23 protein-coding genes are annotated in these 21,103 nt (G+C 48.1%); 18 read left to right on the forward strand and 5 right to left on the reverse strand.

Going from position 1 to position 21,103, the window contains the following annotated elements:
* Nucleotides 1-185: 185 nt before the first annotated feature.
* Together KTH90_RS13830 and KTH90_RS13835 are read left to right on the forward strand one after the other, a co-directional pair.
* Nucleotides 186-1,301, forward strand: a complete 1,116-nt coding sequence (locus KTH90_RS13830) for a GNAT family N-acetyltransferase (protein WP_158353772.1) — start codon at nt 186-188, stop codon at nt 1,299-1,301.
* A gap of 107 nt (nt 1,302-1,408) precedes the next feature.
* Nucleotides 1,409-1,636, forward strand: a complete 228-nt coding sequence (locus KTH90_RS13835) for a biotin-dependent carboxyltransferase family protein (protein WP_158353774.1) — start codon at nt 1,409-1,411, stop codon at nt 1,634-1,636.
* Between the two features lie 171 nt (nt 1,637-1,807).
* Here the strand turns inward: KTH90_RS13835 and KTH90_RS13840 are convergent, their stop codons facing one another.
* Nucleotides 1,808-2,887 carry a GH25 family lysozyme gene (locus KTH90_RS13840; RefSeq protein WP_158353776.1) on the reverse strand — a complete coding sequence of 360 codons (1,080 nt, stop codon included), beginning with the start codon at nt 2,885-2,887 and terminating at the stop codon, nt 1,808-1,810.
* Nucleotides 2,888-3,029: 142 nt separating this feature from the next.
* On the opposite strand from KTH90_RS13840, the gene KTH90_RS13845 reads away from it, so the two are divergent.
* Nucleotides 3,030-3,788 carry a MerR family transcriptional regulator gene (locus KTH90_RS13845; protein ID WP_238726944.1) on the forward strand — a complete coding sequence of 253 codons (759 nt, stop codon included), beginning with the start codon at nt 3,030-3,032 and terminating at the stop codon, nt 3,786-3,788.
* On the opposite strand, the gene KTH90_RS13850 is transcribed toward KTH90_RS13845, so the two are convergent.
* Nucleotides 3,785-4,972 carry an MATE family efflux transporter gene (locus KTH90_RS13850; RefSeq protein WP_158353779.1) on the reverse strand — a complete coding sequence of 396 codons (1,188 nt, stop codon included), beginning with the start codon at nt 4,970-4,972 and terminating at the stop codon, nt 3,785-3,787. The two genes, KTH90_RS13845 and KTH90_RS13850, sit on opposite strands and share 4 nt — an antisense overlap.
* 109 nt (nt 4,973-5,081) lie before the next feature.
* Here KTH90_RS13850 and KTH90_RS13855 point away from each other — a divergent pair, with 109 nt between their 5' ends.
* Nucleotides 5,082-5,306: a hypothetical protein gene (locus KTH90_RS13855; RefSeq protein WP_158353781.1), complete on the forward strand. Its 225-nt coding sequence runs from the start codon at nt 5,082-5,084 to the stop codon at nt 5,304-5,306.
* Between the two features lie 85 nt (nt 5,307-5,391).
* Here KTH90_RS13855 and KTH90_RS13860 read toward each other — a convergent pair whose 3' ends face one another.
* On the reverse strand, nt 5,392-5,775 hold the full coding sequence (locus KTH90_RS13860; protein ID WP_238726945.1) for a zinc ribbon domain-containing protein: 384 nt from the start codon (nt 5,773-5,775) through the stop codon (nt 5,392-5,394).
* A gap of 117 nt (nt 5,776-5,892) precedes the next feature.
* On the opposite strand from KTH90_RS13860, the gene KTH90_RS13865 reads away from it, so the two are divergent.
* From KTH90_RS13865 to KTH90_RS13890, 6 genes are all read left to right on the forward strand, one after another.
* Nucleotides 5,893-6,486, forward strand: coding sequence for an SOS response-associated peptidase (locus KTH90_RS13865; RefSeq protein ID WP_238726946.1), 594 nt, complete (start codon nt 5,893-5,895; stop codon nt 6,484-6,486).
* Nucleotides 6,487-6,691: 205 nt separating this feature from the next.
* Nucleotides 6,692-7,957, forward strand: a complete 1,266-nt coding sequence (locus KTH90_RS13870) for a DNA polymerase Y family protein (RefSeq protein ID WP_158353786.1) — start codon at nt 6,692-6,694, stop codon at nt 7,955-7,957.
* Nucleotides 7,954-8,208, forward strand: coding sequence for a hypothetical protein (locus KTH90_RS13875; protein WP_158353788.1), 255 nt, complete (start codon nt 7,954-7,956; stop codon nt 8,206-8,208). Before KTH90_RS13870 ends, KTH90_RS13875 begins: the two co-directional genes overlap by 4 nt.
* 111 nt (nt 8,209-8,319) lie before the next feature.
* Nucleotides 8,320-9,588 carry a hypothetical protein gene (locus KTH90_RS13880; protein WP_238726947.1) on the forward strand — a complete coding sequence of 423 codons (1,269 nt, stop codon included), beginning with the start codon at nt 8,320-8,322 and terminating at the stop codon, nt 9,586-9,588.
* A 79-nt stretch (nt 9,589-9,667) separates the two neighbouring features.
* A complete protein-coding gene (gene trxA / locus KTH90_RS13885) occupies nt 9,668-9,979 on the forward strand; it encodes a thioredoxin (protein WP_158353791.1) in 312 nt (103 codons plus the stop codon).
* A 130-nt stretch (nt 9,980-10,109) separates the two neighbouring features.
* Entirely contained in the window at nt 10,110-10,814 is a 705-nt protein-coding gene (locus KTH90_RS13890; RefSeq protein ID WP_158353793.1) for a Crp/Fnr family transcriptional regulator, read from the forward strand.
* On the opposite strand, the gene KTH90_RS13895 is transcribed toward KTH90_RS13890, so the two are convergent.
* Nucleotides 10,750-11,250, reverse strand: a complete 501-nt coding sequence (locus tag KTH90_RS13895; RefSeq protein ID WP_158353795.1) for a YbaK/EbsC family protein — start codon at nt 11,248-11,250, stop codon at nt 10,750-10,752. The genes KTH90_RS13890 and KTH90_RS13895 overlap by 65 nt on opposite strands.
* A gap of 438 nt (nt 11,251-11,688) precedes the next feature.
* Here KTH90_RS13895 and abc-f point away from each other — a divergent pair, with 438 nt between their 5' ends.
* The 8 genes from abc-f (at nt 11,689) to KTH90_RS13935 (ending at nt 20,110) form a co-directional block, all read left to right on the forward strand.
* Nucleotides 11,689-13,173 carry a ribosomal protection-like ABC-F family protein gene (abc-f, locus tag KTH90_RS13900; protein ID WP_158353996.1) on the forward strand — a complete coding sequence of 495 codons (1,485 nt, stop codon included), beginning with the start codon at nt 11,689-11,691 and terminating at the stop codon, nt 13,171-13,173.
* Between the two features lie 90 nt (nt 13,174-13,263).
* On the forward strand, nt 13,264-14,193 hold the full coding sequence (locus tag KTH90_RS13905; protein WP_238726948.1) for a magnesium transporter CorA family protein: 930 nt from the start codon (nt 13,264-13,266) through the stop codon (nt 14,191-14,193).
* Nucleotides 14,194-14,206: 13 nt separating this feature from the next.
* Nucleotides 14,207-15,892 carry a GGDEF domain-containing protein gene (locus KTH90_RS13910; RefSeq protein WP_238726949.1) on the forward strand — a complete coding sequence of 562 codons (1,686 nt, stop codon included), beginning with the start codon at nt 14,207-14,209 and terminating at the stop codon, nt 15,890-15,892.
* Nucleotides 15,893-15,959: 67 nt separating this feature from the next.
* On the forward strand, nt 15,960-16,796 hold the full coding sequence (locus KTH90_RS13915; protein WP_158353800.1) for an amidohydrolase family protein: 837 nt from the start codon (nt 15,960-15,962) through the stop codon (nt 16,794-16,796).
* A 189-nt stretch (nt 16,797-16,985) separates the two neighbouring features.
* Nucleotides 16,986-18,350 (forward strand): tRNA (N6-isopentenyl adenosine(37)-C2)-methylthiotransferase MiaB, encoded by a 1,365-nt coding sequence (gene miaB, locus KTH90_RS13920; protein WP_238726985.1) that lies wholly within the window; start codon nt 16,986-16,988, stop codon nt 18,348-18,350.
* Nucleotides 18,351-18,452: 102 nt separating this feature from the next.
* Nucleotides 18,453-19,028, forward strand: a complete 576-nt coding sequence (rsmD, locus tag KTH90_RS13925; protein WP_408626291.1) for a 16S rRNA (guanine(966)-N(2))-methyltransferase RsmD — start codon at nt 18,453-18,455, stop codon at nt 19,026-19,028.
* Nucleotides 19,029-19,040: 12 nt separating this feature from the next.
* Nucleotides 19,041-19,541, forward strand: coding sequence for a pantetheine-phosphate adenylyltransferase (gene coaD, locus KTH90_RS13930; protein WP_158353806.1), 501 nt, complete (start codon nt 19,041-19,043; stop codon nt 19,539-19,541).
* Nucleotides 19,538-20,110, forward strand: coding sequence for an ATP synthase subunit B family protein (locus KTH90_RS13935; RefSeq protein WP_158343099.1), 573 nt, complete (start codon nt 19,538-19,540; stop codon nt 20,108-20,110). The genes coaD and KTH90_RS13935 overlap by 4 nt, the downstream gene beginning before the upstream one ends.
* Here KTH90_RS13935 and KTH90_RS13940 read toward each other — a convergent pair.
* Complete coding sequence (locus tag KTH90_RS13940; protein WP_238726950.1) at nt 20,049-21,005, reverse strand: transporter; 957 nt, start codon at nt 21,003-21,005, stop codon at nt 20,049-20,051. The genes KTH90_RS13935 and KTH90_RS13940 overlap by 62 nt on opposite strands.
* Nucleotides 21,006-21,103 lie beyond the last annotated feature (98 nt).

Consider the following 21,103-nt stretch of genomic DNA (forward strand, 5'->3'; position numbering starts at 1 on the left):
AGAAGCAAATACAAGTATTCCGTCTTAAAGTCATAAATATCCCGGTCCTCAAGTCATCCGTATCCCAGTCCTTCATCCCGGCCCGTAAGCGGTAATCTGTCCCGCCCCGTAAGCGGTAATCCAACTTGCTATTCCCAGACAGCTTAGGTATAATAATACAAAATAGATGTTAAAGGAGAAAAAATATGGACAACGCCGTTTCAGACGCTGCCCGAAGTGCGGACTTCAAACAGCGAGATGAGCAAAGCCTATACAAAGAAAAAGGGATTACCATACGCCGGATGGAAGCCGGTGAAGCGGCAGAAGTACGCAGAATAGGCAGAAGGGCCTTTGACGGCCTGGAGAGTCTGTGGGTCGGCAAACCCAAACAGGCAGTTGTTGCAGTAAAGGATGATAAAATCGTCGGAGCGATTCTATATAAGTTCCTTCAAAGCCGCGGAAGAAAAGTCGGATATTTTGATTATGCTTTTGTGGACCCCGATTATCACGGACAGGGAGTCGGAGGCGTTCTCTACAAAGCAGGAGCGGATTATCTGTGGGAACAGGGATGTGATGCGTTAACAGCATTGGTCAAAGACGACAATGTAGGTTCCTGGAGGCTGCTCCTTAAAAATGGGTTTGCACGTGTCAGTATTCCTGAGATCATACGTCAATTCGGCTTCACCGAAATGCTGCGTCAGTATTTTGGAACACCTTTTTGTATGGGGATCGGTATGGAATATTATATAGCCCGGAGAGATCTGGAATGCCCTTCCGGAAAGGGAGGGAATATAAAACAAATGGCCGCATACTGGCTGGTCAATCTGCTATTATTCTGTATTGTGCTGCTTCGCATTCAAAATATCGGTATCGCTCTGGCTGCATACAGTGTCGTCCTGGCAGGAGAAATTCTGGCGGGCTGTTGTACCACTATGTTCACGAAGCGTGAGTGGCATTTCAGGCTTAATAACGGCGGCGGTTTGATTTGTGCTCTGGTAAATTTCATCGCTGTCTATCCCATGGTTGGAAACTGGTATCCTGACCGTTATGAAAATACAGAGAGTTTTCGAAAAGATATGGGTATCCATGCGCTGGCAGGATGGATATTTGTGCTGGTTTTATCTTCAATTTCTCTCTTCAGCCAGCATATTTTCGCCAGATATATAGGACAGATAAGTTCTATTCTGTTGATTTACCGTATCCTGGCCTTTTATCCTTTTGAATCTTTTGGAGGAGTGAGAGTCTATCGATGGAAACGGTGGATGTACCTTCTCATGTCGGTGCTGTCGGCGGCGGTACTGGTGGTAAATCGGATGCAGTAAATGGAACAGGAGAATACAGGCAGGAGTTTGAAAGCGGCATACTGGACAGGTCACCGCAGCCGGGTTGTCAGGAAACTGGAAAAAGTAAGGGAAAGAGGGCTGGATTCATGAGAACAGAAAAATTTAAAATGGAGCGTCCGGGATTGGTGAAAGCCGGAGACAAGGTGAAAATCAACGAATTAAAAACCGGGGCATATGCCTATATTATTGAGCCGGCGGTCGCGATGTCCGGATTCTATCAGGAACGGGAGCGGATCAAATCCGAATATGGCATTGTGAATGAAGTCCAGGAAAATGACAGAGGGTTTTATGTATATGTGGACTTTGACGAGTGAGCCGGTCTTTCGTGGGGCTTCCTGAGCCGTGGACCGGTGGAATCTGGGGTATAACGGTTACACCATCCGAAGTTATGAGAGTCTATGCTGAAAGGCCTGAGACTTAATTCTCCGGATGGTGTATTTGTTTTTTGTATATAATTCGGCTGCTATGGTGTCAGTGAGCTTACACTATACTGCGAAGTGAATCGGAGTATAGTAAGGCAGGTAGAGCAGCTGGCCGGGATAGATCAGGTTTGAATCACGAATCGGATTCAGGGCCAGGATTCTGCCAAGTGTTGTATGGTATTTTTCAGCTATTCCGGATAATGTGTTCCCGGGTTTTACCATATAGGTGTAAAAAACGGGAGAGTTCCCGGTTCGGTCTCCTATGCTGATCGTGAGTACCTCGCCGGCATAGATCAGATTGGGCTGCCGGATTCCATTATCATCTGCCAGGGCCGGGACAGTCGTATGATAACGCATCGCTATTTCCCATAACGTATCTCCTGGCTGTACCCGGTAAGTGAGTTTTGAAATGCCGGGATTCGGCAGTGGAGTGCCGTCCGGCACTGGTTTTGCAGAGTTCTGTAAGATTTCCTCTGTAAAATAATCCAGGTCTACAGGACCTGTGATCCCGGGAACCCGTCCGGTATCCGTATATTGCCAACCGCTCCAGGAAGCCCATGCGATCTCATCTGAGGGAGTATTTACCTGATACTCAGCAACCCACAGCGGATAGGACGTAAGAGGCGCTTCCAGAATCCGGGAGGCCTGATAGGCGTCACTGTAGATACACACCTCAAGCCCGCTTAATTCTTCTACGGTCTGCAGAAAGGCAAGGCTGATGGCATTGATCTCCTGGGGAGAAAGCCCGCTCAGGTCTTCAAAATCCATCGCCAGCAGACAGTCCGGTGTATACCCGCCTATGGTCCGCACGAAAAACGCAGCCTGATAGCGGGCCTGCGAGACACTTCTGGCTGTCAGATAGTGATAAAAACCGGTCATCATTCCATTCACTCCGGCATTTTGAGTGTAGGTCCTGAAATTTTGATCTTCTGTATTTCCATAAGAAGAGCGGATATAGACGATGGAAACACCGCTTTGCGCCACCTGCCCAAAATCAACTTCTCCCTGCCACCGGCTGACGTCAATTCCGTGATAAACGACCGTGGAATCGGCCGGAAGTGCCAGCAGTGTATCGGGGAATCCCAAGGTCAGGCCGAGGACCAGCGCAATGGTAAATGCCAAAAGGTGGATTTTATATCTCATTTAGATACCAAACTTTCTAAAAATTGTACTGCAATATATCATATGTTCAGATCTGAAAAATGCAATAATTGGTTTTCGGTGATAAAAGTTCTTGACCTTAACGTCACGTAAAGGCCTATGATAGCAGCAGGAGGAAAACAAAATGGACTATACAATTCAAAAACTGGCCCGTTTGGCCGGGGTCACAACCAGGACGCTGCGCTATTATGATGAAATCGGTCTGCTTGAGCCCACCAGAATAAGTACGTCCGGTTACCGGATTTACCAGGAGGAAGAGGTAAATAAGCTCCAGGAGATTCTGTTTTACCGGGAGATGGATCTTCCGCTGGCCACGATCCGGGAACTTATGACCGCTCCAAACCACAACCGGGCCGGGACATTAAAGGCACATTTGAAAGAGCTGAAAGCGCAGCAGGAGCAGCTGCAGCTTGTAATTGCTAATGTAGAAAAAACAATTGAAAGGGAAGAGGGAAAGAGAACCATGACAGATCATGAAAAATTCGAAGGACTGAAAAAACGCCTTCTCGAAGAAAATGAAGAAAAATACGGAGAGGAGATCCGAAAATCCTATGGAGAGGAATGCGTGGAAGGAAGTAACCGCAAAATGATGAATCTTACCGAGGAGGAATATAATGAGATGAATCTCCTGGCGGAACAGATTCTGAGCTCACTTGAAGAGGCCGTCAGGAATAACGCGGACCCGAAGAGTGAAGCAGGTCTTCATATCGCCCTTCTGCACCGGAAGTGGCTATCCTTTCCCTGGACCTCCTATACGCTGGAGGCCCATCGGGGAGTGGTGGATATGTATCTGGCAGATTCCAGATTTACGAAATACTATGACAGAAATCTTCCGGGATGCGCAAAGTTTCTGCGGGACGCTGTTTATTTGAACCTTTGCTAGAAGGACAGGCGGCGGAAATGGTGGGTTGTGATGAGGGCGGCGGCGGCCGCGGCGATGATGTGGCTGATCAGGACTGCGGACCAGATGCCGTTCAGACCCAGGCCCACAGCAGACAGAAGCCAGGCCAGGGGCATGCGGATGAGCATATAATACAGGATCATGCAGAGCATGCTTTTCAGCGGTGAACCCATTCCGTTGAGGGAACCGAGGAAACAGTTGGTGAAAGTGTTCAGGACATATCCCACAGCTACGATCTTAAAATATTGGGAGACGATGCGGGCGGCGGAAGGACTGTGAAGAAACAGGGCGGATAGCTGAGGGGAGAAGAGGACGATCAATATTGTCAGGATACAGAGCAGCAGGCCGCCGCAGAGCAGGGAGAGGCGGATGTAGTCCCTGGCCCGGTCACGGCGTTTTCCTCCGATACACTGTCCTACGATGGTGGTCAGGACCATATTGAGGGCCATAGCGGGATAGAAGAGCAGGGTTTCCAGCTTCCCAGCGATCCCGTAAGCCGCCAGAGCGGTAATGCCATACCCATTGACCAGTGAGGTCAGAAAGCTGGTGCTGAATGCGGGGATGCTCTGCTGAAATGCAGAGGGTATCCCTTTCAGAATGATCGGGCGAATGTAAGAAGAGCGGAATGCGGTCAGACGCATATGGAATAATTTTTTACGAAACAGATACAGGAGCATGATCAGAAGGCAGATGGTCTGAGACAGCAAGGTAGCGGCAGCGGCGCCTCCGAAACCGAAGAAATGTATAAAAAGCGGATCCAGGAGAGCGTTTAAAACGGTGCACAGGAGCATGGCGATCATTTGGAACATGGCGTTTCCAAAGCTTCTGAGAACTGCGGTGAAATAGCAGTACAGGTAGACAGACAGATAGCCTAACAGGTAAATGGACAGATATTCATAGGCCATAGAGAAAGTCCCGGCAGGGGTGCGCAGTAAAAGCAAGAGTGGTTTCAACCCGGCTTCCAGAACGGCAATTATGCTTATGGATAACAGGATGGAAATGAGAAAAGAGGTCGCGATAAGACTTTGTGTTTTTTCCTGGTTTTTAGCGCCGATTGCCTGCGAAAGGATCTTTTGTAATACGCGGCATCGTGATCGCCTCCTTTTTGAGCTCACGGTCAGTATAGCACAGTTGATTGGAAAAGCAAATGAATAATATTCATTCATTTACTGGAAAAGAAAAAAACGGAACCACAGTATTGCATGATAGAAGGGCAGAGAGTATAATTGAAACACTTTAATTAGAATAATTAATTCGAACATGGAGAAGATGCGAATGGATTTTGTTTTGAGAGAATGGAAGATTCAGGATGTCACGGCGGTGGCGGAATACGCGGATAACCCAGGGATTGCCGATCATTTAAGAGACGCTTTTCCGTATCCCTATACGCAGGAAGATGCAAGGCAATATGTAGAAAGCTGTATAAGGGCCGGGGATCAGACACAGCTGTGCCGGGCGATTGAGGTGGCCGGGGAAGCAGTGTGTGCAAACATGGCGTGATCCATGATTCCTGTATGTATGGGCTTATAAAATTAAAAAAATAGCAGCTACAAGTACTCATAGGGATAAAAAAATGCGGAATAATTTATAATTTATTTCCGCATTTTGGGCAATATACAAATGAAGTATCGGCTTCATAACCACAATTGGAACACTGCACTGCCTGGCAGTGATTGTGGAAGGAAGAGGCATAGCCTTCCGCGTGAAGATCTTCCGGCCGGAGAGTTACCTGCTGTCCATGTAAAATTTGTTTTCCCAGCTCTTCCGGGATCGAATAAATCCGGTTGCAGCATAGGGATTTTACATAGAAGCGTTTCTTCCATTTCAGGATCGGAATAAAAAAGAGGCTGAAATATGTGAAAGTCATAAATACTTCCAGATGTCCGTATTGTCCGCAGGTTTCACAAATGATAGTCTGAGAAAAATCCAGTTTTTTCTCCCCGTTTGATATACCCATTATCAAAAACATACTTAACACCTCAATGACCATCTTAACAGAAAAAAAAGGTTTGTCAATAGGAGTTTGGAAACACAAATCAGGTAAAAATTGGACAAAAAAATGGCTGTATGCAGGAGGCGGTATAAAATGTGCGGCAGATATCAGATCGATGATGAGGTTTCGGTGGAAATCCGCAGCATGATAGAAAAAATAGAGCAGAAAACAGCGGAAGTCAGCCTGAAAAGGGGGGAGATCTATCCCACGAATCTGGTTCCGGTCTGGATGCCGGCAAGCGGGCAGATGGAACCGGAGGCCGCTGTCTGGGGATTCCCCGGATTCAGCGGCAAAGGCGTTCTGATCAATGCCCGGGCGGAAACTGTGCTGGATAAGAAAACCTTCCGGGCCTGTATGGAACAGCGCCGCTGTGTGATCCCGGCCAGCGGTTTTTATGAGTGGGATACCGGAAAAAACAAAATTTATTTCAGAAATCCGGACGCAGAGGTACTCTATATGGCGGGGCTTTATCAGCAGAATGGCCAGGAGGTGCGTTTCGTCATCGTGACAACCCAGGCTAACGCCTCCATGCTGGATGTGCATAACCGGATGCCGCTGCTGCTTCAAAAAGAGGAATTAAAGGACTGGATTCTGGATGAGCGCAGAGCGAGAGGAATGCTGTCGCAGGAACCCTATCAGCTGGAGAAATTCTGCGAGTTCGAACAGGCCAGGCTTCCGTTTTTATAAACGAATCTTCTTTTATAAACAGAATCTTCCACTTCACAAAAGAACATATGTTTGCTATACTATAAAAAATAGTAGCGCTCGAAAAAACCTCGCTGACTATTTTTCATGCATCGCACGTAAATGCCCAAAATACGGGCATCAAGTGCTCATAGCAATAAAAAATAGGAATGGACATTAAATATCCATAACGTTAGGAAGTGAACATATGTGCGAAAAGATTATTTTCCATATCGATGTCAATGCAGCCTTCCTTTCCTGGGAGGCGGTTTACCGTCTGCGGGTGCTGGGCGGTACAAAAGACCTGCGTGACATCCCCTGTGCGGTGGCAGGGGACGTGAGAAAACGCCATGGAATTATTCTGGCCAAATCAACACCGGCCAAAAGATACGGAATTCAGACAGGAGAGTTGATCGGAGAAGCACTGAAGAAATGTCCCGGACTGGAACTGGTACCGCCCCACTATGATCTCTACGATACCTGTTCGGCAGCCTTCATGGAGATCTTAAGGCGTTTTTCACCGGTGGTGGAGCAATATTCCATCGATGAAGCTTACTGTGATATGAGCGGAACCTGCGGTATGTATGGTTCTCCGGCAGCGGCTGCCCAGCTGATACGGCGCACGATCCGCGAGGAACTGGGATTTACCGTAAATGTAGGGGTATCCTCCAACAAATTGCTGGCGAAGATGGCCTCGGACCTGAAAAAGCCGGATATGGTCCACACCCTGTTCCCTCATGAGATCCGCCGAAAGATGTGGCCGCTGCCTGTCTCAGAGCTCTTTTTTGTGGGCCGGGCCACTACGAGAAAGCTGTTTTCGCTGGGAATCCGGACGATCGGGGAACTGGCACAGGCGGATCCATCTCTGTTGAAAGCACATTTAAAAAAACATGGTCTTCTGATCCATCAGTTCGCCAATGGAATCGATGCCGCAAAGGTGCTGGAGGAGATCCCGGCCAACAAAGGATACGGAAACAGCATGACGATGCCCTTTGACGCAAAAAGCCATGAGATGGCGGATCATGTGCTGCAGGCACTGTGTGAAACAGTAGGAAGCAGGCTCCGAAAAGACAGGGTAATCTGCAGTGTCGTGGCGGTGGACATCGTTTATGCGGATTTTGAAAGGATTTCCCATCAGATGCATCTGGATGAGCCGACAGATGTGACCAGCATACTTGCAAAGGCAGCCGCCAGATTATTTCGGGAGAGCTGGAACGGTATGCCGGTCCGGCATCTGGGGGTACACACCTCGGGAATCGTTCCGAAGCCGGAGGAACAGCAGATCTTGCTGTTTGGATGGAACCGCCTGAAAAAACTTCAGGATATTGACCGTACAGCCGATGAGATACGGGACCGGTTCGGGGAAGACTCCCTTAAGCGGGCCGTATATCTGAACAGTCCGATCTGCCATATGGCAGGCGGCATCAGCAGGGAAAAAAAGAGCGTAAATTATCAGGAGGTGAGCGTTGAGTGAGAATCCCCATTGATGTGATTGCCACATTCAATACACTGGGGAAGATAAAACCGAATTACATCCGCCTGGAGGATGAAGAACATCAATTGCGGACTTTCCGGGTGGAACAGGTGGAATATACAAAAGAGGAAAAATGGGCGGGAATACCGGTGATGGTATTCCTTTGTGATATCATAACCGGAGGCCTGAAAAAACAGATCACCCTTTTTTATTACCGGGAGCAGCATAAATGGATGATCGATGGAGGATGACATATAAAATAAAAGAGTTGGATGTCAGAAGACAAATCTGGTATGATGGAGAGCATACAGAGATTTGAGCGCAGGTGAGGGGATTCAAAGGTATAAGGAGGGCACAGCGGTATGGAGAGCTGGAAGAGAGCGTTGGAAGAGGAAGAGTTCGGAGTAAACGGGGCTTTGGAGCGCGTGTTGGAGCTGTGGAGAGAAATTCCAGCGGAAGTGCCCGGGGAGGAATTACGCCCGGTTTCGGAGAAGCAGAGAGGGGAAAACGCGAAAAGGGGGACGGCGGCTTTGCACAGGATGCGCAAGCACATGAAGGATTTCCCGCAGGCGGTGTCCGCACAGAAGAAGTGGAAGGAGCAGGGGGAGCGCACGGTGCTTGAGTCTATGGAGCATGATGTGATCTTTCAGATGGGGAAGCTTCCGGCGGAGGTAAGGCGGCAGTTCCTGGAGGCGACGAAGGAATATTTCCGGCAGACCAGGCGGTATGACCGGGAGCTTGGGATGGAGGAACTAGTGCAGGGGCTTAAGAATTATTTCGTCTATTTTATGCTGGCACTGGCGGCAGGAGAAGGGGAATGGTTTCAGCGGGCCATCTGGAGCTATAGCCTTTTGTATCCCTATACGGATAATTTTCTGGATGGAGATTACAGCAGTGCGCAGAAAAAAAGATTTAATGATATGCTGGTAAGAAAATTGCTGGGAGAAGATGTGAAGGCGCAGGATAGGCTGGAAGAAAAGGTGTGCGGGCTGATCGATGTGATTGAGCAGGTTTATCCCAGAAAGGATTTTGAAGAGCTGTATGATTTTCTGATGATTATTTATGATGCGCAGCTGGGCAGCCTTGGACAGCACGGAGCAAAGAAACTTGGGGAGGAAGAGCTGCTCCGGGTGTCAGTCTATAAAGGCGGAGCTTCCATCTATGTAGATCAGTGCCTTGTAAATGGACATATGAACCGGCAGGATATCTATTTTTTGACCGGGTTTGGGTTCTTTTTGCAGCTGGCGGATGAGCTGCAGGATGTACAGGAGGACCTGGAGAACGGACATCAGACTTATATGACGAAGATGGCGGCGGGCGGAGAACTGGCGGAGGCGGTCGGACGGCTTCTGGGTTTTGCGGCACGCCTGTTTGCACAGGCCTGGCGGGGAATAGCGGATGTCCGGGAATTCATGCTTGATAATAGTGTGCAGCTGATTTGTACCGCGGTACTGCAGAAGCCCCAGTATTATACCGATGAGTTCGTGGGGAAGATAGAACAGTTAGCGGTGCTGCCGGCCGGGTTCTTAAGACAGATGGAAAACGAGGGAAATGAGATGGCGGAAGAATGGACCCGGGAGTCTATGGACCCGATGAAAATGCTGGATGTTTGGGCAGATTGTGAAATGTGACTTAGTTACAGAACCTTTTTCTCCTTTTGCGCTATTATAACAGTGTAAAATAAATTAATTCATAAAGGAGAGAACGATTATGTCAATCAAACATATTACGAAACAGAATTTTAAAGAAGAAGTACTGGAGAAGGAAGGAACAGTTCTGCTGGATTTCTGGGCTACCTGGTGCGGTCCCTGCAGAATGCTTTCACCCATCGTGGATCAGGTGGCGCAGGAAGTGGAAAATAAAGCCACTGTGGCGAAAGTCAATATCGATGAACAGCCGGAACTGGCCGAGGCGCTGGGGATTATGAGCATACCTACCCTTATGGTATTTAAAGACGGGAAAAACGTGGATAAATCCGTGGGAGTGCGTTCTAAGAAAGCAATCTTAAATATGATCGACTAAAAAAACAGCTGTTTGCGGGCCCACAGCGAAAAAATTTCTTCTGACCGTGTTTTTCTGGCAATGCATCTGAATATGTTATATAATAAGTAACAGATTGATTGCTGGAATTCATTAAAGGTGTGATGGAAAAATGCTGTCAGAAGCTGAGATCGTATATGTAAAGGAAACACTTCCCTTCTGGGAAGAATTAAGCGGGCAGAATCAGAAAGAATTGGCTGACGCTATGAAACTGCAGGAATTCAAAGCCGGGACCTGGCTCCACAGGGGAGATCAGGATTGTTCCGGCTTGTTCCTGTTAAAGAGCGGCCAGATCCGGACCTATTTTATCTCGGAGACCGGACGGGAAATCACGCTGTATCGTCTCTTCGAGAGGGACGTCTGCATCATGACCGCTTCCTGCATGATGAAAAATATCACATTTGAAGTACATATCGAGGTGGAAAAGGACACACAGGCGTATCTGATTCCTATGACTGTCGTATCCAAAATGTCAGATACGCTTCTTCCGGTGAAAAGCTTCCTGAACGAACTGATGGCCTCCAGGTTTTCCGATGTCATGTGGGTGATGGAACAGGTATTATTTACCAGCTTTGACAAACGGCTGGCTAATTTTCTCATGGAACAGATCGCCATCGAGGATTCTGCGACCTTACACATCACGCAGGAAAAAATTGCGTCTCATCTGGGGTCTGCCCGGGAGGTGGTAACCAGGATGCTGAAATATTTCCAGCAGGAGGGAGTCGTCCGGCTGTTCCGCGGAGGCATCGAGGTCATTGATGAGGAGGAACTGTATCGGAGGACGGATCCCAATTCTTACAGACATCGACCCAGCTAATACTGTTGGCACACTGAAAGAGTTCGTCGCAAGTGAGTCCAACTGCGCTGTTGGCGCTCCCGGCCGCGGGATAAACCGTGTCAAAACGTTTCAGCGAAATATCGGTATAAATTTCCGCTTTGGGACCAACGCCGAAGGGGCATACCCCCCCGATCGAATGGTTGGTGTAGAGTACGACTTCCTCCGGTTTCAGCATCGTGGCTTTCCGGCCAAAAGTATCCTTAAACTTGCGGTTGTCAATCTTGGCGTCACCGGCGGTGACCACCAGGATACAGCCGTCTTCTTTTTGAAAGGAGAGAGTTTTCGCGATTTTAGCTGGAATGCAGTGAACGGCTTCGGCGGCCAGCTCTACGGTAGCGCTGCTAACATCAAATTCCTGAATCCGGCTGTCCAGATTCCATTTCCTGAGATAATCCCTGGCAATTTCAATAGACATAAAAGAGACCTCTTTTCCGTAATGAATTTATACCATTAAACCATATTTTCTGAAATCTGACAAGACGGTGGGATTGTCCCCGCCTGGGATGGAAACCATCTATTGACAAGGGGCGAAGGGGGAGTTTATAATCGTAATAGATTTTAAAATAGAACGGAGTGGAAAGATGCGGATTACTTCTTGCTAAAATAGGTAGTTGAATAAGCGGAATATGTCAGAACCGGTGAGAACCGGTGCTTTTGGCTGTTTCGGGCAAGAAGGCTGTATCCTTTTCCTCTTTTTTATTAGTCGATATCATATGGGTCTGTTCGGTCCGCAGGGATTTTTTCAGGCGGGTACGGACTGCGCTGGTATGGATGCAGGAAGCGGCTTTCTTGCATCATTTTTTTGCGTAAAAATGAAGGATATGCGCACAGGTGCAGGAAACGGAGGTATATGATGTCATTGATTTGTGTATCAAAATTAACGTTTGAATATGAGGGGAGTTATGACCCTATTTTTGAGGATGTGTCGTTTCAGATAGATACGGATTGGAAGCTTGGATTTACCGGCAGGAACGGCCGGGGGAAAACCACGTTCCTGAAGCTGCTTATGGGGCAGTATGAATATCAGGGGACGATTTCCGCTTCGGTGGTGTTCGATTATTTCCCATTTGAAGTGCCGGATTACGGCATGGACACGCTGGAGCTGGTCGGGGATATCCTTCCGGATTATGAGTACTGGAAACTGAGCCGGGAGCTTTCACTGCTGGAACTGGATGAGGATGTGCTGTACCGGCCTTTTGGTACTCTGAGTAACGGGGAACAGACGAAGGTGATGCTGGCTGTTTTGTTTCTGAGAGAAAACCACTTTCTGCTGATCGATGAACCTACGAATCATCTGGATCTGCATGCCCGAGAGGTAGTCAGTGCTTATCTGGATAAAAAGAAGGGGTTTATTCTGGTATCCCATGACAGGGCATTCCTGGACCGTTGCATTGACCACATTCTCTCTATTAACAAGACGAATATTGAGATCCAGCAGGGGAATTTTTCCAGTTGGCGGCAGAATATGGAATATCAGACCAGCTTTGAGATGTCGGAAAATGAGAAGTTAAAAAAAGAAATCCGACATATGACTGAAGCGTCCAGGCGGACTGCGGGCTGGTCCGACGAGGTGGAAAAGACAAAGTACGGGACCCGGAATTCCGGGCTCCGGCCAGACCGGGGATTTATCGGGCACAAGGCGGAAAAGATGATGAAGCGGGCGAAGGCCGCCAAGGCCCGCAAAGAGAAAGCGCTGGAGGATAAGGCTGGTCTGCTGAAAAATGTGGAGAAGGCCCCTGAACTGATGCTCTGCCCGCTGCAGCATCATAACAGGCGGCTGATTGAGGCCTCAGGGATCGAAATCGCATATTCGGAGAAGCTTGTGTGCGGACCTTTGGATTTTAGTGTGAATGCCGGTGAGAGAATAGCGCTGACCGGACGCAACGGGGCTGGAAAGTCCAGCGTATTAAAGCTCCTGGCCGGTTATGATATCCCTCATCAGGGACAGCTGACAGAGGCAAGCGGACTTATCATCTCCTATGTGGAGCAGGATACTTCCTTTTTAAAAGGGGAACTGGCGGATTTTGTGGAACAAAATGATCTGGATGAAACCCTGTTTAAAGCTGTTCTGCGTAAACTGGATTTTTCGAGGGAGCAGTTTGAAAAGCGGATCGAAGAATTCAGTGCGGGCCAGAAGAAGAAAATACTGCTTGCCAGAAGCCTGTGTACGCCGGCGCATCTGTATATTTGGGACGAACCTCTTAATTATATCGACGTGCTGTCCAGGATTCAACTGGAGGAACTGATTTTAAAATTTAAACCAGCCATGATTTTGGTGGAGCATGATAAAACCTTTCTGGAGCACACCGCCACCGGTTTCATAAGCCTGGACCGGTAAGGCGGAATTGACTTTTACCGGCCCAGGAGATAAACTAAAATAGTATTGTTTGCTGAAAATATGACAGGACACAAAAAAGGAGCGGATCGTATGGCTGTTTTCCGGCCGAACCATTATTACTGTATAAAAGATAAAATATACGAGACAGAGCGCTTCCCAAGTTCAGAGGCTGCGGTCAGTATCGCCGTGCTGGATGAACCGGAGGCGGTACGGTTAAAAGTAATGACGGGAGAACAGCAAAAGCTGCTGGAGGCTGGAAAAGCGATCCGCTTTATCAAGTACGCGGATTATGAAGATTATTTATTCTGCACATTCCATATTCCCCTGCAGAAAAACATCCGCAAAGAATATGCCGAACTGACCATGCTGATCAGAGAGAAGCTCCTGGTTATTGTAGTGCAAAACGAGGCTGCTGCTTTTCTGCTTTCTGCCTTTACGCCCAGATACGGCGGGCGGGTATTGAACCTGGAACGTCTGTTGGCAGAACTTCTGGAGAGCTTTGTACAAAACGATCTGGAATATCTGGGAGAGTTAGAGGACCGGATCACACAGCTGGAAGAGCGTGCTATGGATGGGGAAGTGACGAATTTTAACCACCAGATGGTACATATCCGCAAAGAACTGTTATATCTGCATAATTATTATGCCCAATTTCAGGATCTGGCAGATTGTTTTCAGGATAGTGAGAACGATTTCTTCGTGGAAAACAGATACTTTCGTTATCTGTCGGATAAAATGAGCCGGCTGTACGGTGAGTGCCAGATGCTGCGTGAGTATTCCATGCAGGTCCGGGAATTTTACCAGGCCCAGGTGGACGTAAAACAGAACACGATCATGAAATTTCTGACCGGTGTAACGACTATTTTTCTGCCGTTGACGCTGATCACCGGCTGGTATGGAATGAATTTTGCCGGTATGCCGGAGCTTAACTGGAAGTTTGGATATCCGTTGGTTATTCTGGTCAGTGTTTTAATCATTCTGCTTTGTATCTATATATTCAGGAAGAAAAAGTTCTTCTGAAGGGATGAGGACTATGATAAAAAATAAAAAAGAGTGGATCATGCCCTTCGTGCTGGGAACTGCCTGTATAGCGGCAATGGCGGTGCTGTTATGGGTGGCATGTAATTTTCAGACTCAGAATGTACAATTAATTCAGGACTCCATGGAGCCCCTTTCCGAGGGCTGGACCTACAACGCAGACGGGGAATCCCATGCGGTTACCCAGTTTCCTTTTGCTTTAAAATCAGAAGGAAAAGAAGTTACGCTGTCCTGCGTTCTGCCCGAAGTGCTGCCGTCAGAAGGTGTAATCATGTATATAGCCGATCACCAGTATATACAGGTATATCTGGACAATCGGTTAATATACGAATATGGGAATCAAGGTCATACGCCATTCGGAGATGTCTTCGGATCGGTGACGAATCTGATTCCGGTTCCAGAAGACGCGCAGGGGAAACAGCTCAGTATCCGGGCGGTATGCCCCGAAGGATTCCATCATTATAATTACAATTTTTATCCGGTATACCTGGGAACCAAAAGTGCGGCAGTTTTTCATGTATTCCAGCAGAATTTTAATTCACTCTGCTTTTGCTTTATCATCGTACTACTGGGGATTACCTTCATAGTGGCCGGTGTATATATGAATTCAAAGAAATATCCGTCCAACGGAAGCAGCTTCCTTTATCTGGGAGTTTTTTCCCTGCTGGCCGCGGCCTGGATTCTGACAGATACCAATGTTATGCAGCTGTGGTACGGAAATGCGCCGGTGATTTATATCGGTTCCTTTTTTGCTTTTATGCTGATGATCATTCCGTTTCTGCAGTATATCCGCCAAATTTTTGTGGGCGGGAACCGTCTGTTAAACGTGTTGAGCCTGCTGTTTGTATTGAATTTTTTCCTGTCGGTGCTGTTGTATATCCTGGGAATCGCAGAGTTGTTTGAGACCAATCTTCTGACCCACCTGTTGATGCTGTTCAGTATCAGCTGTATTGGGGTTTTGTGCTATCGGGAAAAAAAGGTCTATCATAATAATGAGCTCCGGGGACTGCTGACCGGCCTGTCCATCTTAGGCGCGGCTGGTATTTTCAGTATCGTAAAATTTTATTTTTCATCCCACAATAATAATTCTCTGTATTTCAGACTTGGCCTGTTAGGCTTCATTTCCGTGTTGGGATTTTCAACGTTGAAAAAGAGTTTACTGTTTCTGAATACAAGGGCGGAAGCTATCGCGTACCGGAAGCTGGCGTATCTGGATTCCATGACAATGCTGGAAAACCGGACAGCTTTTGATAGCCAGACTGAAAAAGACTTACAGGAACCGGCGGGTATAAAAACGGTAGCGATCGTTGTATGTGATCTGAATGATCTGAAACTAACCAATGACACCTATGGACATCGGGTCGGGGATAAAATGATCATCGGGTTTGCGCAGTGTCTGAAAGAAGCTTTTGACGGCAGGGGAAGAACCTACCGCATTGGCGGTGACGAATTTGCGGTGTGGTTTGTGGATCAGCCGGAAGAGGTCATACAGGACTGTATCAGACTTCTGTATGAAAAGGTGGAGAAGCAGGAACCGGACCCGCGGTTTGAGCTGAAATATGCCTGCGGGTATGCCTTCGAGAACCTGGAAGACGGAAAAGAAATAAAATTCAACCAGCTGTTCAGCAAAGCCGATGCGAACATGTACCAGGAGAAATTAAAAATTAAAGGGCTGGACTAGCGGTATTTTGATTGAAATGTGGGGCATTCCTGTGTAAAATAGGAAGTTGTAAAGGTGGTATTGGAGGATGAAGATAGATTTTCATACACATATTTATCCGGATCAGATAGCCGGGAGTACCTTGGAGAAGCTGGCGGGGAATTATGAATTGAAGCCGTATACGAATGCCACGGCTTCAGGGCTTCGGGCATCGATGGAGGAGGCGGGTGTACAGATATCTGTGGTGCTCCCAGTGATAACCAGGGTGGGACAGGTCCAGTCGATTAACCGGTTTGCCCGGGAGATTACACCTCAGTCTTTCAATCATTCGGTGGGGCAGATCCTGTCTTTCGGGGCAGTGCATCCGCTCAGCGGACATTATAAGGAAGAGCTTAAAATGGTAAAGGAGCTGGGGCTTAAGGGGATTAAACTCCACCCGGAATATCAGCAGCTCTATATTGATGATATTCATATGCTGCGGCTGATTTCTTATGCGGTGGAACTGGGTCTGGTTATCGTGATCCACAGCGGTTCGGAGAGTGATCGGGAACAGAAGCTGCACTGCCTTCCGAGAATGGCGCGCCGGATGCTCAATGAGGTACAGCCTGAGAAATTGGTGCTGGCCCATCTGGGTGGATTCCGGGAATGGGAGGAGACGATGGAATATCTGGCTGGTGAAAATGTCTGGCTGGATACCGGGTTCGTGGCCGGGCATATGCCGGCGGGGCAGGTGGAGATGCTGATCCGGGCCCATGGGGCCCACCGGATACTGATGGCGTCGGACAGTCCATGGAATGGACAGAAGGATACGGTTGATTTTATAAACGGACTGTCCTTAACGGAGAAAGAGAAGCAGTTGATATTTTCTGAAAATGCGCTGCGGCTGCTGGATCTTACCATAGACGAAGTGGATAGCGTGAAGTGAGAGAAATTGGACAAAAGGTTCACCCATACCTAAATGGACAGGAAAGTGTAAGCTTGGAGGAAAACGATGGATAGCAATAATAGGAACGATAGCGGCCATACATATGACAGCGGCCAGAGGGACCACAGCGGATATAGAAACGACACAGGACAGCCGCCACAAAGTGAGCCGCAGCGCCAATATTATTATATGGCCAGGCTGCGGGCGTATGTGGAGGAGAAGGGAAGGGAACTGGGACGACCCCTTACCGCGTCGATCCAGACTTTCGGATGTCAGATGAATGCCCGGGATTCAGAAAAACTGGCCGGGATTCTGCGGGAAGCGGGATATGAACAGATTGATTCGGAGGAAGCGGATTTCGTATTGTATAACACCTGTACGGTAAGAGAGAACGCGAATCAGAAGGTATACGGAAGGTTAGGCACCCTGAATCACTGGAAAAAAGACCATCCCCATATGATGATCGCCCTGTGCGGCTGTATGATGCAGGAGCCTGAGGTTGTGGAGAAGATCCGGAAGAGTTACCGTTTTGTAGATATCTTGTTTGGAACCCATAATATATTCAAGCTGGCGGAGCTGATGGTAAGCAGAATAGAAGCTGAGGACATGATAGTTGACATCTGGAAGGACACGGACCTGGTCGTGGAAGATCTGCCCAACCGGAGAAAATATCCCTTTAAATCGGGAATCAATATTATGTTTGGCTGCAATAACTTCTGCAGCTACTGTATCGTACCCTATGTCCGCGGGCGGGAACGAAGCCGGGAGCCGGGGGATATCTTAAATGAAATAAAGCGGATGGCGGCAGACGGTGTGACGGAAGTCATGCTGCTGGGACAAAATGTAAATTCCTATGGAAAGACCCTGGATACCCCTATGACATTTGCCGCACTTTTGCGGGAAATCGAAAAGATAGAAGGTTTGAAACGGATCCGTTTTATGACTTCCCATCCAAAAGACCTGTCGGATGAGCTGATCGAAGTGATGGGCAGTTCTGATAAAATCTGTAAGCATCTGCATCTGCCGCTTCAGTCCGGCAGCACCAGAGTGTTAAAGGAAATGAACCGGCGCTATACAAAGGAACAGTACCTGGATCTGGTGGAACGCATCCGGGCCGGCGTACCGGATATCTCGCTGACCACGGATATCATCGTGGGATTTCCAGGGGAGACGGAGGAGGATTTCCTGGAGACAATGGATGTGGTCCGGAAGGTGCGTTATGACAGTGCCTTTACCTTTCTGTATTCCAAGCGCACCGGAACGCCCGCGGCTGCCATGCCGGAACAGGTGCCGGAGCAGGTGGCGAAGGAACGGTTTGACCGGCTGTTAAAAGAGGTCCAGGAGATTTCCCGCGAGGTAACGGCAAGACACCAGGGGACGGTGCAAAAAGTCCTGGTTGAAGAAATCAACCATCAGGACGCTTCTCTGGTAACCGGCCGGCTCTCCCACAACACCGTGGTACATCTGCCGGGTGATTCTTCCATGATCGGCAGGATTATAGAGGTGAAGCTGACCGAGTGCAGAGGATTTTATTACCTGGGTGAACCGGTGTAAAAACAGTGAACCGGTGTAAAAACTTGACAGCAACCATAGGCAACCATATAATGGAATTAGTATTTTTTCATTCAAGCGGAAAGTTTCGCATGTAAAACTTATATTTTCAGAAATGGAATCAAAACGATGCGAGTGATAGCAGGAACAGCCAGAAGGCTGCCGTTAAAGACGGTACCGGGCATGGATACCAGGCCCACCACCGATAGAATCAAAGAGACTCTGTTTAACATTATGGCGCCGGCTCTGGCCGACTGCCGTTTTCTGGATCTGTTCAGCGGGAGCGGGGCCATTGGGATCGAGGCCTTAAGCCGCGGGGCCGGAGAAGCTGTATTTGTGGAAAATAACAGACAGGCCCTTGCCTGTATTCAGGAAAATCTGTCGTTTACGGGGCTTTCTGAGCATGCCAGGGTGCTGTCCATGGATGTGCTCGCCGGAATCCGTTCCCTGTATGGTCAGCCGGCGTTTACTGTGATTTTTATGGATCCGCCCTATGGGAAGGAATATGAAAAGCAGGTATTGCATGCACTGAAAGGTTCTTCCCTGGTGGACGAGGATACGCTGATTGTGATCGAAGCGTCGATCGAGACCGATTTTTCCTATATGGAATCATTGGGATTTCGGATGATAAAAGAAAAAAGATACAAAACCAATAAGCATATTTTTGCGGAGCAGATATAAGGAGAACAATATATGATTCGAGCGATTTATCCCGGAAGCTTTGACCCGGTAACCTTCGGGCATATGGATATTATCCAGAGGTCGGCCAAACTGGTCGATGAGCTGATCGTCGGAGTCCTGAACAACCGGGCAAAATCCCCCAGCTTTACCATCGATGAGCGGGTGGAGATGTTAAGAGAAGTAACATCCGCAATACCGAATGTAGAAATTACCGCATTTCAGGGATTATCCGTGGATTTCGCCAGGGACTGCAAAGCCAATGTGATGGTTCGGGGCCTTCGGGCCGTGACCGATTTTGATTATGAACTGCAGCTGGCGCAGACCAATAAAATCATGTGCCCGCAGGTGGATACCATGTTTTTGACGACCAGTCTGGAATATGCCTATTTAAGCTCTACCACGGTGCGCGAAGTGGCCGCTTACGGCGGTGATATCACCCGCTTCGTGCCGTCGGTCGTTGTGGAGAAAGTGAAGACAAAAATGCAGAAATTGGAAAAGGAGAATGCGATATGAGCAGCAGAATCGAACAGATTATAGAAGAAATTGAAGAATACATCGACAGCTGTAAATACCAGGCGTTGTCCAACAGCAAGATCATCGTGAATAAAGACGAGATCGAAGAGTTGCTTCGGGAGCTGCGGATGAAGACGCCGGATGAGATCAAAAAGTACCAGAAAATTATCAGCAACCGGGATGCGATTATCGCAGATGCCCAGGAGAAAGCCAACGCGATTATCGCGGAAGCCACCGTACATACCAACGAGCTGATCAATGAACACGAGATTATGCAGCAGGCCTATACCCAGGCGAATGAGATCATAGCTAACGCCACCAATCAGGCACAGGCGCTGTTAGATAATGCGACGGTGGACGCCAACAACATCCGTCTGGGAGCGATCCAGTATACGGATGAGATGCTGGCGAACCTTCAGAAGATCATCGCCCATACCCTGGACACCTCCGGAGCAAAATATGAGAATTTTATCAATTCGCTGAAGGACAATTACGATATTATCAATGCTAACCGGGTAGAACTGCACCCATCTGAGGAAGAAGAAACAGAACAGCCAGAAGAAGAGTAATTCCGGTGGACATAAGCTTCGCGCCGATATAGCGTAGGATGGAGAGCCCGGAGTCTTTGATCATACTCTCGGTCTGAGCGATACTGGACAGCCCGCCGAACGAGGTCACACACAGGATCATCAGGCAGCGCAGCGGGAAAGAAAGATCCGTAAGCGCGATGGCCTGAATGCCGTTGGTGATTTCAAAAATCCCGGTAAAAAGGGATTTTATCCAGGCGGATGTAAGCGGCAGGGAGGATACCATGCCGGCGATGATTGCAAATAAAATAATATAGCCGCCCAGCTTGGTTACCGTTTCGAAACCATTCATAATAGAGGTATCAATGATTTTGAAATTGATTTGAAGTCTTGATGCCTTTTCTTTTTGATCCATCTGTCCGGCAGTTCGCATTTTATGCCGGTAAAAAGGGTTCAGGACAAAAGCGGTAAAAAGCGGCGCCGCATATAATATGACCAGAAACGGGATAATAAGGCTGGGATCTTTCAGTGTGACCGTAACGATGAAGCTGATGATAAACATGGGGCTCACATTGTTGCAGAAACTCAAAAGATATTGTCCTTCCACAGGAGAGATCTGCTGCTCCATGACCAGGTCCGCCGTGACCTTGCTGCCCATGGGATAACCGCAGAGAAAGCCGGTGATTACGGCGTAACATCCGTTTTTGCTGATGCCCAGCAGCCTGGTCAGGATGGGAGAGAGAAACCAGGTCAGATAGGACATGGCGTCCAGCCGGATGATGATATTCGACAGGATGATAAAGGGCAGAAGCGTAGGAATAATGGTATTAAACCAGAGCAGCAGGCCGGTGGTGGAAGCCTCCACAGCCTGTATGGGGCGGAAGAACAAAAATAAAACCAGTAAAAGTACGAGAATGGTATAGCAAACTTTTTTCATAAAAACCCCATGATTTTGCGGTGTTGATTAATATCATTTTATGGACGGCATTCAGGTATTATGCCTTTGTTTATGGATAAGGTTTTATAAGGCAACAG

This window comes from Diplocloster modestus (genome assembly GCF_019042245.1).
GTDB classification, from domain to species: domain Bacteria; phylum Bacillota; class Clostridia; order Lachnospirales; family Lachnospiraceae; genus Diplocloster; species Diplocloster modestus.